Below are 14,670 nucleotides of genomic sequence, written 5' to 3'. Positions count from 1 at the left end.
ATTGACTTATTTTTGATTCACTAAAAGATACCACTTATGAAAAAACAATTACTCTTGGTTCTGATTCTATGTTGCAGTTTTCAATTACAAGCCCAGAATGATGAATTATGGCAAAAAGTAAGTCAAAGCTCCGCTACAAACAAAAGTGTTGTCGCTTCACCTGGTACAGACAAGCTTTTTTATAGTTTGAATGTGGGTTTGCTGAAAGAAAAGCTTTCAGGAGCAGGTCTTCAGACTTCTAAAAAAAGCAATACAGTCATTACATTTCCAAATGCTGAAGGAGTTTTAGAAAAATATACCGTTTGGGAATCTTCTAATTTTGATCCTGAACTACAGGCAAAATATCCTGAAATCAGAGCGTATGAAGGCGTAGGAACCAAAGGTGCTAAAATCCATTTTAGTTTGTCTTCAATTGGCGTACAAACCATGGTACTCCGAGCAAATGCAAATCCTGAATTTATCGAGAAAAACCCGGATAATAAATCACAATATGTGCTTTTTACGTCGAAGAACAGCAGTAAAATGGATGCTTTAAATTGTAAAACAACTGCAAGTCTTGTTGATAAAAGTGGTAAAAGCAAAACGGCGAAAACAGCTTCTAATACTAAAGTTTTTAAAACCTTGCGACTGGCTTTGTCCTGTACGGGCGAATATACAGCGTATTTTGGAGGGACTAAAGCAGGCGCTTTGGCAGGGATGAATGCGACGATGACCCGTGTAAACGGAATTTTTAATAGAGATTTGGCTTTAAAATTAATTTTAATTGCCAATAATGACGCTGTTATTTATACTGATGCTGCAACCGATCCTTATTCGGATGCTGATGACGGTGCTGATGGTGCCTGGAATCAGGAAGTACAAAATGCTTTGACGTCAAAAATTGGCAATAGCGGTTATGATATCGGGCACTTATTTGGCGCTTCCGGAGGTGGCGGAAATGCAGGCTGTATTGGTTGTATTTGCGAAAACCCAACAAGCGGAAACCCATTGGCAAAAGGAAGTGCTTATACCTCACCCTCTAATGAAGCACCCGAAGGAGATACTTTTGATATTGATTTTGTAATACATGAATTTGGCCATCAGTTAGGTGCAAATCATACTTTTTCTTATGATATAGAAGGAACAGATGTCAATGTTGAACCCGGAAGCGGCACTACCATCATGGGATATGCCGGAGTATCAGATGGATATGATATTCAAAACAATTCAGATGATTATTTTGCCTATGCCAGTATTCTTCAGATTCAGGATAATTTTACAAACAAAACCTGTCCGGTAAACACAACACTTACGAATAATCCGCCAACTATTAGTGCTGGTGCCGATTATACGATTCCAATTAGCACTGCTTTTGTTTTAAAAGGGACAGGATCTGATGCTGATGGTGATACCGTTACGTATTCCTGGGAGCAATATGACACAGCCGTGACGACTTCAGGAAGTAATAGTTTGGCTTTGTCGGATAAAAAAGACGGTCCGTTGTTTAGATCTTTTCCGCCTGTTGCATCGGCTACCCGTTATATGCCGGATTTTAATTCGGTTTTGCAAAATAAATTAACTTCAAGCTGGGAATCTGTTCCGTCTATTGGCAGAACGTTGCATTTTACCTTAACGGGTCGTGATAACGCTGCTCAGGGTACTGCTCAGACCAATACCGATAGTATGATTGTAACGGTTAATGCAGCTGCTGGACCATTTGCTGTTACTTCTCAAAACACAGACGATTTGGGCTGGATAAACAACACCCAGCAAACGATTACCTGGAGTGTAAATAATACCAATACCATTTCAGGAGCAACAAATGTGAATATAAAATTATCAACAGATGGAGGACTTACTTTTCCAACAGTTTTAGCTTCGAATACGCCCAATGATGGTTCGCAGGTGATTACTGTTCCTGCAGATATCAAAGCTAAAAATTGCAGATTATTAATCGAGCCTACGAATAATATTTTCTATGCTGTAAATAGTAAGCAGTTTGCGGTTGGGTATAATGTGACTACAAAAAATGAGACTTATACTTTTACAGCTCCTTTCGAAATTCCTGAGAGATTTGCTTATACAACCAGAATAATCACTGTGCCAACTTCAAGTGATGCGGTATTTATTACAGATGTAAATTTGAATCTGAAACTTACACATGCTTATTTGTCTGATGTTCAGATCGATATTGTTAGCCCAAAGGGAACGGTTGTAAAATTATTTGAAAGAAGTTGTGGAAGTACAGAAAACACACTGGTATTGAATTATGATGATGCAGGAGATGCTATTGACTGTGAGGAAACTGCTTTGCAAGTGGTAATTCCAGAAGAATTATTAAGTGCTTTTAATGACGAAAGTCCTTACGGAAACTGGACATTAAGAGTAAGAGATAATTTTGATGGAGACACAGGAACTATCGATGCTGCTTCTATCACCATTCAAACCCAGCAATATACTTTGGGAGTTTCTGACTTTGATTTGGCTAATTTTGCTCTATTTCCTAATCCAAATAAAGGAAATTTCACCGTACAATTTGATAGTAATACAAGCAGTGGTGTGACGATTCTGGTGCATGATTTCTTAGGCCGAAAAATATATGAAAATGAATTTCAGAGTACAGCCCGTTTCAACCAGAATATTCAGTTGCCTGCGGTACAGTCTGGAACTTATATCGTAAAAATTCTTGACGGTGATCGTGAAATTACCAGAAAAATAATTGTGAATTAAACTTTACGAATGGGCAATCGCCATACATACAATGCTGATTTTTGTTCCTGGGATTTTTAATAAAGCCCGGGAACAGGCTTCAAGTGTAGCGCCTGTTGTAATCACATCATCAATCAATAAAAAATGTTTGTTTTGATGTTCTTCGGATACATACACATCAAAAATGGTTTCAATATCTTCAGTCCTTCCCAAAAGATTCTTCTTAGATTGGGTTTTCGAATATTTTTTTCGGAACAAAACCGAATCTTCATAAGCAATATTCAGACCTTCTGACAACGCTTTTCCAAAAGTAGCAACTTGGTTGTATCCTCTTTCTTTTAATTTTTTTTGATGTAACGGAACCGGAATTATGGCATCAAAAGAATGATGCCGTTGTATTTTTTTTAAATCTTCCACATACCAGTTGCCCAAAACGCTGCCTATTTCTTCCTGACCTTTGTATTTTAAATTGTGAATGAGCTCCTGAACGATTCCTTTTTTATTAAAATTTAAAAAAGCAGCTGCGTACTGAATATCAATTTTGCCATAAAATTTATGAAAAGCTTCATTTTTAGGATCTAAATGATGTTGCGTTAACGGCATTTCGTGACGGCAACCGGTGCAAACTACGACTTCATTACTCATTAAAAGCGTGTGACAGCCTACACAAACTTGAGGAAAAAAGAGATTTGTAAGATATTTAAACATATATAAAGTGTATTGTTTTATAAAAATATGAAAATCAATACTTCAATCTTTACTTTTTTTCTTTTTTTTAAATTCACTTTTTATATTTTTGCATCACTATGGCAAAACAAGAAGATATATTTAAGAATGTGGTTTCGCACGCAAAAGAGTACGGATTTATTTTTCCGTCAAGCGAAGTATATGATGGATTAAGCGCAGTGTATGATTATGCACAAAATGGCGTAGAGTTAAAAAAGAATATTCGGGAATATTGGTGGAAATCAATGGTTCAGATGAATGAAAATATTGTAGGCCTTGATGCTGCAATATTGATGCACCCTACTACCTGGAAAGCTTCCGGTCACGTAGATGCTTTTAATGATCCGTTGATTGATAATAAAGATTCGAAAAAAAGATACAGAGCCGATGTTTTGATTGAAGATTATGCTGAAAAGCTAAATCAGAAAGCGGTTAAAGAAATCGAAAAAGCAAGAGCTCGTTTTGGTGAAGCTTTCAACGAACAGGAGTTTGTTACGACAAATGCCCGTGTGATGGAGTATAAAGCCAAAGAAAGAGAGATTCTGGAAAGAATGGCCCGTTCTTTAGGAAACGAAGATTTGGCTGATGTAAAAGCTTTGATCGAAGAGCTGGAAATTGCAGATCCGGAAACAGGTTCCAGAAACTGGACAGAGGTGAAGCAATTCAACTTAATGTTCGGAACAAAACTAGGTGCTTCTGCAGATTCTGCTATGGATTTGTATTTACGTCCGGAAACAGCTCAGGGTATTTTTGTAAACTTCCTGAACGTACAAAAATCTGGCCGTATGAAAGTTCCTTTTGGTATTGCTCAAACTGGTAAAGCCTTTAGAAACGAGATTGTGGCAAGACAATTTATCTTCCGTATGCGTGAGTTTGAACAAATGGAAATGCAATTTTTTGTACGTCCGGGCGAAGAAATGAAATCATACGAATACTGGAAAGAAACACGTTTGAAATGGCACCTTTCATTAGGTTTAGGAAAACAAAATTACCGTTTTCATGATCACGAAAAATTAGCGCATTATGCAAATGCGGCTGCAGATATCGAGTTTAACTTCCCATTCGGATTTAAAGAATTAGAAGGAATTCATTCAAGAACCGATTTTGACTTAAAAGCACACGAACAATTCTCTGGTAGAAAATTACAATATTTTGATCCTGAATTGAATGAAAACTATGTTCCGTATGTAGTGGAAACCTCTGTAGGTCTTGATAGAATGTTTCTGGCTGTTTTTGCAACATCATTGCAGGAAGAACTTTTAGAAGATGGTTCTACCAGAACAGTTTTGAAATTACCATCTGTTTTAGCGCCAACAAAAGCAGCGGTTTTACCATTAGTAAAAAAAGATGGTTTGCCTGATATTGCTAAAAAAATCATCGATGATTTAAAATGGGATTTCAATGTAGCGTATGATGAAAAAGATGCGGTTGGTCGTCGTTACAGAAGACAGGATGCTCTTGGAACGCCATTTTGTATTACAGTAGATCACCAAACGATCGAAGACGAAACGGTAACCATTCGTCATAGAGATACGATGAAACAGGATCGTGTGAAAATCTCTGAATTAAAAAACATCATCGAAAACGAAGTTTCTATGAAAAACTGGTTGATGAAAATGTAAGTTTTTAAAACTTTAAATATAGAAATCACAAATTCCTAAATTGGAGTTTGTGATTTTTTTTGCCTAAAAATAGACCACAGATGACACTGATTGAACAGATAATAACGGGTCTTTCATAACTCTTTGTAAGTCATTAGCAGCGTTAATCCGTTAAAATCCGTTTCATCTGTGTGCCATTCTCGATGGTTGGTATAAGAAACGGATTAGTAGGCTAGGAGTCTATAAAAGAAGTGAAATGCCTTTTTAAGCGTTTAAAACCGATGTCTCTATGTTTTAATTAATTGCACTCAATAGATGTTTTTGATGTAATTATTAGAGATTAAATCTTTTGAATTAAGAATTATTTTGATGAATTAATTGCGTAATTTTATGAATTAATTATGTTCCAAAACAAATTATATCCAAAAATCACGACAAATGATTGTTTTTCTTGTCGGAAAAATAATCAAAAGTTGCTAAATATTTAACCTTGAAAAAGTATTCGTACATTATAATCGATGATGATCTGTTAAGCAACCAGAATACCAGAACTGTAATTGATGGTTTTTTGGAATTTGCCCACATGGCTTCGGCGACGAATTATCACGAAGGGCTCAATCTGGTTTTAGAATATCATCCTGATGTTGTTTTTCTGGAAATCGATCCGCAAAATCCTGAAAGCGAGTTGTCATTATTGTTTATCAATGCGCTGCACCGTTATTTAACGTATATTCCTAAAATAATCATTACTACAAGAAACAGAGAACTTGCTTTTGAGGCAATACAATATCAGGTTTTCGATTATATACTTAAGCCTTTAGACAGACTGGATATCTTAAAAGTGGTTTTTAAACTGAATAAAATCGAATCTGATTTTGATTTGATTAATGTGGACAGCAATAACGTTTCGGTACGGTTAACCGATAATTCATTCGAAAAGCCATTAGTAATCTGTATTAAATCCTATGGCGATTACCGTTATTTAAGAGCAGTTGATATTTGCTATTTTCAGGCCGATAATAATTCGACCGATATTTACCTGAATTCAGGCGAAATGATTACGGCTTTCAAAACCCTGAAGCATTTTGAAACCATTTTATCGCATCCGTTTATCCGAATTCATAATAGTTACATCATCAATAAAAAGTATATTTCGAGAATTCATAACGGAAACTCAGCCTGTTATATTCGGAACTTACATAAAAAAATTCCTTTTTCGAAAACCTATAAATCAAACATTGATCTGATTATTGCCGAATTTGCCTCCGAAAATTATCTAGAGGTTTAATAATTAGCATTTTACACGTTTTTAACATCCGTTTACTCATATTTGGTATTGTTTCACCATAAATATTAAATTTTATGCAAAAAAACAATAGATATGGTTTTAGTTTTACACTATAAGATTTGCAAATGCAATCAGAAAAAACTTTAAAAACAATCATATTAAATCCCCCAGATTATGAAAAAAACAATTACAACAATCGGCTTATTTTCTTTAGTAATGGCTTTAACTTCTTTTACTACTTCTGAAATAGTTGCAGCAACAAATAATGCAAGTGTTGATGGTGCTGCCATCGGAGTTTCAAAAAAAGTAGATTTTGTTAAGTCAAATACCCAATCAGTTACTAGTTATAGTATGTTGGATATTGCAGGTCCAGGAGGGCAATCTACAGGAGGAAATAGAAAAGTTGACTAATATAAGGCATTTTGTCTCAGATAAATAAACCGTTCTTACAGACGGTTTTTTTTATGTCTCAGATTTACTACTTTTGGAAAAATTCCAACCACGCTATTGAAGAACAAGTTTTTCATATTAATGTTTTTACTGGCCGTTTTTTATGGGTGTACCCGTAAGGAGCAGCACGGTCAAAACACAAAAACTGCCGAAGACAGTCTTTCGATTTATTTATCATTGGCCAATGATGTTAATATGCCTTTGACTTTTAAACAAAAATACAATCAGCGGGCTTTTAAGATTGTCATCAATCAGGAAAATGATTCTTTAAGCAAAGCCAATTTGTTTAAAATTGCCAACCGTTATTATAATATGAACGACTGGCCAGCGTATTTTTCTACTTCTAAACTTATTTTAGAAAAATCGGAAGAGACTAAAGATTCGATAAATATAGCAAGGGCTTTAACGTATTTGGGAGATTATTACAGCGTTCAGTTGATCTCGGATAGTGCCTTTGTATTTTATTTTAAATCTGAAAAAATTTACAGCAGAATCAATGATCCCTATAATTTAGCCAAGACTTTTTTGAATAAAGCCAATCTGCAGTACAACGAGAGTGATCTTTTTGGCAGCGAAATGTCTGTTTTTAAAGCGCTGCAAATTATAAAAGGAAACGACTCGGCCAGTGATTTGCTTTATGAATCCTATAACCTTTTAGGTGTTTTATACAACGAAAGAGATGAATATGATAAAGCACTGGAATTTCACGGTAAAGCCTTAAAATGTCTCGAAAATAAAGCAATTCCGGTACCCAGCGAATTTCAGTCTAAGGCGACTTCTCTAAATAATATTGGGTATGTTTATCTCGGAATGAAGAAGTTTGATGAAGCCAAAAAATATTTTGAGGAGGGTTTGAAACAGGAAAATTTAAAAGCCGAAAAACCTTCGCTTTACGCTATGCTGCTTGATAATCTGGCGTATTCTAAATATAAAATGGGAGATTTTAAGGGATTGCCGGATCAGTTTTTTCAGGCGTTACAGGTTAGGGATAGCCTAAAACTTACTTCGGGGATTATTCTAAATAAAATTCACTTATCCGAATATTATGCTTTCAGAAAAGATACTTTCAAAGCCGTGCAATATTCGAAACAGGCACTACTTTTATCACGCAATCACAAAAGGCTCACTAATACTCTGGAAGCTTTGAAACAAATTGCGGCTGTAGAGCCTGAAAATGCTTCGATTTATTCGGAAGAATATATTCATATTAACGAACGTTTGCAAAAAGCAGAAAGAAAAATGGGAGAAAAGTTTTCCCGAATCGAATATGAAACCAATGAAATAAAAAGTGAAAACACTAGTTTAGCCTTGCAAATCAGAAACTTGGTGTATGTTTTTGGCTTTTTTACGCTGTTAGGCCTTTTTTTATATGTATATAAAACGCAGCAAGCCCGAAACAGAGAGTTACTTTTTAAACAACAACAGCAAATTGCGAATGAGGATATTTATAATTTAATGATTTCTCAGCAAAATGAAATTGAAGCCATACGAATCAAGGAAAAGAAAAAAGTAGCTCAGGAACTGCATGATGGCGTTTTGGGCAGAATGTTTGGTATCAGGATAAGTCTGGACAGTCTGGATAAGATTGATGAAACACTGGCCGCGCCTAAACGAAAAAAATACCTCACAGAACTTAAAAATATAGAACAGGATATACGCGAAATATCACATGATCTGAGTAAAGAAAAAGCAGATTTGATTAACAATTTTGTAGCCATTTTAGAAAAATTAATGGACGATCAGGTCAATACTTTTAGTGTAAAACTGATTTCTAATATTGATCCTCATATCAAATGGGAGCTTGTGAGCAATGCTGTAAAGATTAATTTGTACAGAATTGTTCAGGAAGCCCTTCAAAATTGTAATAAATACGCAAACGCTAATACGGTTAAAGTAGAATTTAAAAGCGAAATCAATCATCTTGTCCTCACCATAGCGGATGATGGAATCGGGTTTAATACCAAAACAACCAAAAGAGGAATTGGTTTGCAAAATATAGCCTATAGAACTGCCGAATGCAAAGGCACTTTTACTTTAAAATCAGTAAAAGGAGAAGGCACCATTCTTACGATTAAAGTCCCAATAGATCAAAAAATAAACCTACAAAATCATGACACTTGATGCCCCAGCTCTGGTTTCTGAAATTAAGAAACAAAAAATCCTTATAGTAGATGACCATCCTTTTATAATAGAAGGATATAAAAATGCTATTACCAGATACAATCCCAGGGAATATGATTTTCATATTACTCAGGCAAACGATTGTCAGTCGGCTTATGATATCATTATGCAACCCGATATGCCAAATTTTGATGTTGCTTTTTTAGATATTAGTATGCCTGCCTATGAAGAAGAAAATATTTTTTCAGGTGAGGATGTTGCAAAACTTATTTTAAAACGTATGCCGCATTGCAAGATTATATTGCTTACGATGTACACAGAGCTGCTTAAAATAAAAACAATTACCAGAGTAATTAATCCAAATGGTTTGATTATTAAAAATGATTTGACTTTTGATGAATTGCTTTTTGCTTTTGATAAAGTAATGAAAAATCAAAAATACTACAGTCAGTCTGTGGTAAAAATGCTTAATCAGGCGCCACACCATTCGATAGAAATTGATCAGTTTGATAAACAGATTTTGTTTCATTTATCTAAAGGAACTCCAACAATCGAACTCCCACAGTACATTCCGATTTCTTTAAATGCAATTGAAAGAAGAAAAACAAACCTGAAAGAATTACTCAAAATAAAATCCGGATTAGATGATGATTTGGTAAAAGAAGCCAAAAGTAAAGCCCTTTTTTAAAATAAAAAACGACATCGGTTAAGATGTCGTTTTTTGGTTAAAATCTACTTATTAATTCTGCAACTAATTCAAAATTACTTTTTAATTACTTTAATCGTTTTTGATCCTTCTGCTGAATTTACAATGAGGTAATAAACACCTTCTGCAAGACGGGACATATCGATTTTTCCAGAAGTACTGTTTAGGTTTCGGGAAATTACCTGTTGTCCATTTGCATTAAATACAATCACACTGGTTAATTCATGAGCATAAGATAAATTTAAATAATCCACTACTGGATTTGGAAAGTAACTGAACGATTTAGAATCGAAATCACCCGTACCAAGAGTCACCGATGTTGTTACTGCCAAAGAAGCAATACTAGTACAACCGTCTATAGTTTGGGTTGCATAATAGGTTTTAGCATTTTCCAAAAGAGCAGTTTCATCTAACGGATTTGTAGCGGCAGCAGCATCTTCAGCTGAACCATACCATACTACATCAGTTCCGGTTACTACAATATCAGCGATGGTTTTGTCATCTCCTAACGTTTGGCTTGCTTCTCCAGCTGGAGCAGGAGTAACATTTACAGTTGCTAATACTGGTAAACGTGTAGCACCTTCACAAGAGTTTAAAGTTTGACTTGCATAGTACAAAGTATTGTTTACTAAAGCTGTTGTGTTGTCCAGAGCTATTCCGCCTGTAGGTCCGGCATACCATTTTATATCCGTTCCGCTAACGATTAAATCTTCGATTGTAGCGGCATTACAAAATACTTGTGTAGCAGCTCCTGTTGGCTCAGGCGTAACATTGATAGTAACGAATACGGCCAAACGCGAAGTACTTTCGCAAGAATTTAAAGTCTGACTTGCATAATACCAGGTGTTCGCTACTAAATCTGCGGTGTCTTCTAGTGCTGTTCCTCCAGAAGGTCCAGTGTACCATTTTATTCCTTCGCCAGTAAGTACTAATTCAGTTACTTTAGCAGCATTACAAAATACTTGCGAAGTATTTCCTGTAGGCTCTGGCGTTGTACTGATGCTTACTGTAATTTTAGAAGCTGGCCCAGTTCCGCAAGGTCCTGTTCCGTTTACTGCGATAACCGTATATTCTCCGGTTTGGTATTGTGCCAAATTTGGAATGCTGATACTTTGTGTCGTAGCCGTAAAACCGTTTGGTCCAGTCCATAAATATGAAGTGGCTCCAGTTACAGTTTCGGCATTCAGGCTAAGCCCTTGCCCGGAACATACCACAGCATCTCCTGTTATTACCGGAGCTGTTAAGATTACTGAACAAATCGTAAAGGTTCTTTTCTCCGTTAAACTCCAGGTGTTTCCATTGTCTTTTACTCTGATGTAAATGTTGTGATCACCAGCGGTAAGAGGTGCAGTAGCTACATCTGAAAGTGTAACTGTAATAGATTCTGCCGGAGTTTCAATGTCAATTGCAGTTCCGTTTCCTAATCCCGGATCGGTATTAAAATAATATTCTGCAGTAACAATAGGTTCGATTACGGTTGCTGCAACAGTAGGCTGGATATAAACCACTCTGCCTTCGTACATACTCCATTTTCCTTTAGAATCTTTGGTTCTAAGGAATAAATTATGAAATCCTTCTGATAATCCTGTTGTTGGTATCTGAGTGGTCATGCTAAGCGGATTGGCACTGCTAAAAGAAGCTACAGCCGTTCCGTTACCCACACCTGGCTCAGTATCAAAAAAGTATTCAGCGGCAACAATAGGGCTGCTGGTTAATACTAAAGGCTCTGGCTGAACATAAAAAACTCTTCCTTCGTACATTCCCCAGGTTCCGTCAATATCTTTTGCTCTGATAAAAAGATTGTGAAATCCTGCTGTTAATGTCGGTAAGGTAATTTGGAAATTCTCGCTTACTGTAAGTCCACCAGTTGTTGGCAATGGAGTTCCGTTTCCGGCTCCCGGATCAGTATCAATAAAATATTCAATAGCAGCGATTGGTTTTACATCCAGTTTAACGATGTTGTTTACACAATCGGTTTGGTTGATTTCAATATCAATGCCATTATCATTTCCAACCAATGCAGGATTGCTGCTTATCACACGAATACGGTATCCTGTACCCGCCGGAGTTGCTAATGGAATGATAGTATAAATACTGGTGTTTAAAGGAGACTCTAACGTTCCAATATTTACAGGACTGCTAAAAGATCCCGAAGCATCTGATAATTGTGCTGTAAAAATATTGTCGTCATCATATTTACCTGTAATGGCAAAGTCAACAGTTACTACTGCGCCTCCGCAAAAGTTTTCTCCTTTTACCACAGCTGTTCCTAAAGTAGTAGCTGCAGTTACGCCAATTTTAGCTAAAAACGGAGTACGGGTACCACCACTTAAAGTAGTAGATCCAAAATTAGTACTGGTTGTGTAATAACCATTAATATAACAGTTTCCATCAGCATCAACACCTATTTTGCTACCTGCATCCTGACCACTTTCTCCAGCTTGCTGCAACCAGGCAATATTACCCTGATCGTCATATTTGGCAACAAAAACATCACTAATACCACTGCTGGTATTGCTAACATTCAGAGTAGAAAAATCGGTATTGTGCTGGAATCTTCCCGTAACAAAACAATTTCCGTTAGCGTCAAGAGCAACTCCGTCTCCGTAGTCGTTATCTAAACCAATTCCGTTTTGATTCCAGACTACAACACCTGCTGCGTTGTATTTTGTGGTGAAGATGTCGTATAAACCTGAGGAATAATTAGCTCCAGTTACATAACTGTTTCCAACTGCATCAGTAACTATGTCGTTTCCGACAGAATAATCTATTGTTGATTTTTTATGCCATACTGTATTTCCTGAAGGATCACATTTTCTTATAAAAAAACCTCTGTTGAAATTATAATCACGATTTGAACCTGTTATATAAGTATTCCCATAACTATCAACGGATATGCCATTCACAACATTTTCTAATATTGATGTGTTATAATATCCGCTATCAAGTTTAGTCCATTGAGCAACTCCAGCTGAATTGTATTTTGCATAAAAAAGTTGAGGATAACCAAAACTTCCTCCGAAGGAATATCCTCCCACATAACAATTTCCAGAAGCATCTATTGCTATACTATTTCCTTGATCTTTGTAAGGCTGTCCATATTTTTGAGTCCAAACCACATTTCCGTCAGTATCATATTTTACAATAAAAATATCTGATTCTCCTGAACTGGCTAATGTTGTGGCTCCAAAAGAAGCAGAGCCGCTGTAAGATCCTGTAACATAATAATTACCTGCAGCATCTACAGTAATATCAGTTGGGAGTTCTATTCCTGCACCGCTGCTTCCAGCGCGATCCCAAACCAAAGCTCCTGTTGCATCGTATTTTTTGATGTTTATGTGCGAACTTATTTGGTTTACAATATAACTGTTTCCTGCAGTATCGGTAAAAATAGCCCCATCATCTGTAGCGGCTACATCGCTTGCTCCATCTATATTGGTTGCCCAAGACCAGTCAGGTGTTGTCAGCTGACTGTTGCCGTTTATCGTGATAGCACTTCCGTTATCTGTACCTATAACTGCTGGTGTTGCAGAAATCACACGAATACGGTATTCTGCTGCCGGAATGGTCAAAGCTGGAATCACACAAGTTATAGGACTGGTGGTACCAACCCCAATATATTTAGGATAAAAGAAAGAACCTGAAGGATCCGATAGTTCTACGGTAAAAGTAGTACCTGCCGGAAAGGTTCCTTTGGTCGAAAAAGGTACGCTTATAGAACCACCTGCATTGTAGTTATGAGAAGCAAGAGGAAGAGTCGTAATGCTTTCGGTTCCTTCTACAAGGTCTCCAATTTTAGCGATAAAAGGTTGTCTGACAATACCATTTAATGTAGTTGTTCCAAATGTAGTACTGGTAGTATAATACCCACTAATGTATGGGTTTCCAGCACCATCTACGCCTATTTTATTGGCTCCATCTTCTCCATTTTCACCTGCTTGCTGTACCCAGACTTCATCGCCTAATTTATCATATTTAGCTACAAAAACATCGCTGATACCGCTGTTGAGGTTACTTATAGCAATAGGGCCAAAAGTGGCGTTTTGTTGAAATCTTCCTGATACATAACAGTTTCCATCGGCATCAATAGCAATTCCGTCTCCATAATCCTGGTCTATACCTCCTGCAGTTTTTGTCCACAGAATTTGACCTCCTGCATCATATTTTGTTGTGAAGATGTCGTATAGACCTGATGAATAATTAGCTCCAGTTACATAACTGTTTCCAACTGCATCAGTAACAATGTCATTTCCAACAGAGTAATCTATTGTTGATTTTTTATGCCATACTGTATTTCCTGAAGGATCACATTTTCTTATAAAAAAGCCTCTATTGTAATTATAATCACGATTTGAACCTGTTATATAAGTATTCCCATAACTATCAACGGAAATACCATTTACAACATTTTCTAATATTGATGTGTTATAATACCCGCTATCAAGCTTCGTCCATTGAGGAACTCCAGCTGAATTGTATTTTGCATAAAAAAGTTGAGGATAACCAAAACTTCCTCCGAAGGAATATCCGCCCACATAACAATTTCCAGAAGCATCTATTGCTATGCTATTTCCCTGGTCTTTGTTTGTGCCTCCATATTTCTGAGCCCAAACCACATTTCCGTCAGTATCATATTTTACAATAAAAATATCTGATTCTCCTGAATTGGCTAATGTTGCGGCTCCAAAAGTCGCCGTACCTGTATAAGATCCTGTAACATAATAATTACCTGCAGCATCTACAGTAATATCAGTTGGGAGTTCTATTCCTGCACCGCTGCTTCCAGCGCGATCCCAAACCAAAGCTCCTGTTGCATCGTATTTTTTGATGTTTATGTGCGAACTTATTTGGTTTACAATATAACTGTTTCCTGCAGTATCGGTAAAAATAGCCCCATCATCTGTAGCGGCTACTGCGCTTGCCCCATCTATGTTGGTTGCCCAGGTCCAGTTGGGGGTGGGTTCTGTTTGAGCATATATTTGTGATCCATACCCTGTAGAGAGTATCACAAATAATATAAATATTATTTTTTTCATCGTGAATCGGGTTTTAGATTAGAATTTTAAATTCAAGAAATGATTTTAAATCAT

General features: G+C 36.5%; 8 protein-coding genes. 6 read left to right on the top strand and 2 right to left on the bottom strand.

What is annotated here, in order from left to right; translation table 11 throughout:
- Positions 1–36 precede the first annotated feature (36 nt).
- Positions 37–2,709: a zinc-dependent metalloprotease gene (locus GON26_RS04510; protein ID WP_160373534.1), complete on the top strand. Its 2,673-nt coding sequence runs from the start codon at positions 37–39 to the stop codon at positions 2,707–2,709.
- A 3-nt stretch (positions 2,710–2,712) separates the two neighbouring features.
- On the opposite strand, the gene GON26_RS04505 is transcribed toward GON26_RS04510, so the two are convergent.
- Positions 2,713–3,396 (bottom strand): ComF family protein, encoded by a 684-nt coding sequence (locus tag GON26_RS04505; protein WP_160373533.1) that lies wholly within the window; start codon positions 3,394–3,396, stop codon positions 2,713–2,715.
- Positions 3,397–3,494: 98 nt separating this feature from the next.
- Here GON26_RS04505 and GON26_RS04500 point away from each other — a divergent pair, with 98 nt between their 5' ends.
- The 5 genes from GON26_RS04500 (at position 3,495) to GON26_RS04480 (ending at position 9,562) form a co-directional block, all read left to right on the top strand.
- Positions 3,495–5,036: a glycine--tRNA ligase gene (locus tag GON26_RS04500; RefSeq protein WP_160373532.1), complete on the top strand. Its 1,542-nt coding sequence runs from the start codon at positions 3,495–3,497 to the stop codon at positions 5,034–5,036.
- 469 nt (positions 5,037–5,505) lie between these two features.
- Positions 5,506–6,303 (top strand): LytR/AlgR family response regulator transcription factor, encoded by a 798-nt coding sequence (locus GON26_RS04495; protein WP_160373531.1) that lies wholly within the window; start codon positions 5,506–5,508, stop codon positions 6,301–6,303.
- A gap of 174 nt (positions 6,304–6,477) precedes the next feature.
- Positions 6,478–6,714: a hypothetical protein gene (locus GON26_RS04490; protein WP_160373530.1), complete on the top strand. Its 237-nt coding sequence runs from the start codon at positions 6,478–6,480 to the stop codon at positions 6,712–6,714.
- Between the two features lie 96 nt (positions 6,715–6,810).
- Positions 6,811–8,874 (top strand): tetratricopeptide repeat-containing sensor histidine kinase, encoded by a 2,064-nt coding sequence (locus tag GON26_RS04485; protein WP_317164680.1) that lies wholly within the window; start codon positions 6,811–6,813, stop codon positions 8,872–8,874.
- Positions 8,864–9,562, top strand: coding sequence for a response regulator (locus GON26_RS04480; RefSeq protein ID WP_160373529.1), 699 nt, complete (start codon positions 8,864–8,866; stop codon positions 9,560–9,562). The genes GON26_RS04485 and GON26_RS04480 overlap by 11 nt, the downstream gene beginning before the upstream one ends.
- 74 nt (positions 9,563–9,636) lie before the next feature.
- Here the strand turns inward: GON26_RS04480 and GON26_RS04475 are convergent, their stop codons facing one another.
- Positions 9,637–14,616 carry an SBBP repeat-containing protein gene (locus GON26_RS04475; protein ID WP_160373528.1) on the bottom strand — a complete coding sequence of 1,660 codons (4,980 nt, stop codon included), beginning with the start codon at positions 14,614–14,616 and terminating at the stop codon, positions 9,637–9,639.
- Between the last annotated feature and the right edge of the window lie 54 nt (positions 14,617–14,670).

It is taken from the genome of Flavobacterium hydrocarbonoxydans, assembly GCF_009789235.1.
Taxonomy (GTDB): Bacteria; Bacteroidota; Bacteroidia; order Flavobacteriales; family Flavobacteriaceae; genus Flavobacterium; species Flavobacterium hydrocarbonoxydans.
The sequence above is the reverse complement of the archived record's forward strand: the minus strand, read 5'-3'. Positions and strand labels throughout refer to the sequence as shown.

Bases quoted from the DNA above. Each gene is read 5' to 3' on its own strand.
- GON26_RS04505 (WP_160373533.1), bottom strand. From the start codon at position 3,396: ATGTTTAAATATCTTACAAATCTCTTTTTTCCTCAAGTTTGTGTAGGC.
- GON26_RS04480 (WP_160373529.1), top strand. From the start codon at position 8,864: ATGACACTTGATGCCCCAGCTCTGGTTTCTGAAATTAAGAAACAAAAA.
- GON26_RS04490 (WP_160373530.1), top strand. From the start codon at position 6,478: ATGAAAAAAACAATTACAACAATCGGCTTATTTTCTTTAGTAATGGCT.
- GON26_RS04510 (WP_160373534.1), top strand. From the start codon at position 37: ATGAAAAAACAATTACTCTTGGTTCTGATTCTATGTTGCAGTTTTCAA.
- GON26_RS04500 (WP_160373532.1), top strand. From the start codon at position 3,495: ATGGCAAAACAAGAAGATATATTTAAGAATGTGGTTTCGCACGCAAAA.
- GON26_RS04475 (WP_160373528.1), bottom strand. From the start codon at position 14,616: ATGAAAAAAATAATATTTATATTATTTGTGATACTCTCTACAGGGTAT.